Origin of the sequence: Nonomuraea longispora (assembly GCF_004348345.1) — a bacterium.
Lineage (GTDB): Bacteria > Actinomycetota > Actinomycetes > Streptosporangiales > Streptosporangiaceae > Nonomuraea > Nonomuraea longispora.
In genome coordinates this window covers 1-1,656 of sequence record NZ_SMJZ01000418.1, presented here as the reverse complement: position 1 = coordinate 1,656, position 1,656 = coordinate 1, and the positions used below count along the sequence as shown (strand labels likewise).

Annotated in this window: 1 protein-coding gene; it reads left to right on the top strand. The window is 68.8% G+C overall.

The annotated features are described in order from the left end of the window. Positions 1 to 1,625: IS1634 family transposase (locus E1267_RS47035; protein ID WP_246064752.1), on the top strand; the 1,625-nt coding region annotated here is incomplete at its 5' end. Between the last annotated feature and the right edge of the window lie 31 nt (positions 1,626 to 1,656).

Here is a 1,656-nt window from a genome sequence, read left to right as displayed (position 1 = left end):
CCTGGCAGATGAGGCAGCGTGCGCAGTGGGGCCAGGCCAGTGTCGAGAAGATGCTCGGAGCATTACCGGTGGTGGCCGCGTTCTGCTCGCGGCTGCGGATCCGGGAGCTGGTGGATGCGGCTTGTCCGGTGCGGGACGTGGCCGAGTTGACGCACGGGCAGGTGATCGAGGTGCTGGTGGCCAACCGGCTGACCTCTCCGGCTCCGCTGGTGCATGTGCAGGAGTGGGCGCGCACCTGGGCTGTGGGTGAGGCGTTCGGGGTGGAGCCCAGCCTGCTCAACGATGATCGGATCGGCCGCGCTCTGGATGCCGTCGCCCCGCACCTGGACCAGTTGGCCGGCTCGGTCGGGCTGGCCGCGATCGAGGCGTTCGGCGTGGATGTGACACGCCTGCATTGGGATCTCACCTCGATCTCGCTGCAGGGCGACTTCGAGCAGGCCGAGCCCGGCTTCGCCGCGCCGAAGTTCGGCCATCCCAAAGACCGCCGGCCGGATCTGAAGCAGATCCAGGCCGGGCTCGCCGTCAGCTCCGACGGGGCGATCCCGGTCTTTCACCGCTCCTATGACGGCGGGGCCGGCGAGGTCGGCCAGGTCATACCGGCGATGCAGGCGCTGCAGCGGCTGGCCGGCCCCCAGCCGATGCTGATGATCGGCGATTCGAAGCTGATCTCGTATGCGAACCTGGCCGCGATGACCGCCGAGCAGGTGGCCTTCATCGCCCCGGCCTCCAAGACCTATGTGTCGGCCCAGGCGCTGGCCGGACAGCGGCTCGACCAGGCACACCCCGTGGACTACGTCGCCGCCCGCGACGCCGGCAAGGACGCCGGGCGGCGCGGCACCTGGCACGTGAGTGAAGACGACATGACGCTGGCCGGGCCGCGCAAGAAGGACCCGATCCTGACCCTGCGCCGCATCTTCGTGCACTCCTCGGCCCGCGCCCAGGCCGCGGCCACCGCCCGGGCCAAGAAACTCGAGCGCGCCCGCGACGATCTGGCCCGGCTGGAACGCGGCCTGGGCGGGCGCCACTACCCGACCGAGCAGGCGGTCACCGACCGCGTCACCGCCATCGGCCGCGCCCGGCGGGTGACCACCTATCTGGTCGCGGTGACCGGCACCGATCCAGCCACCGGCAAACCCACTCTGACCTGGAATTTCGACCAGAACGCGATCGACGCCGAGGCCGCCACCGACGGCTGGTACGCCCTGTTGACCAACCTCAGCCCCGACCAGGCCGACGCCGAACAGGTCCTGCGCCACTATAAAGGCCAAGAAGCCGTCGAACGCCGCCACCAGGCGTTCAAGGGCCCGCTGGCCGTCACCAACCTGTATCTGAAGAACAACCGCCGCATCAACGCGCTGATCACCGTGATCTGCCTGGCCCTGCTCATCTTCTGCCTGATCGAACGCCAGGTTCGCCACACCCTGGCCGCCCAGGACAAGACCAAGGTCAACGGCTTGTACGCCGGACGTCCCGCCGTTCCCACCGGCAAGCTCATCCTCGACGCACTGGCCGGCATCCGGCTCATCCCGGGCACCGGCCAGTCACCCCCGACCATCCCGCAACCCACCGACCTCCAACTCCATCTCCTGGATCTCCTCGACATCGATCCACGAGACCTCCGCTGAAGATCACTCATGTGCGGAAAACGGGGCTAGC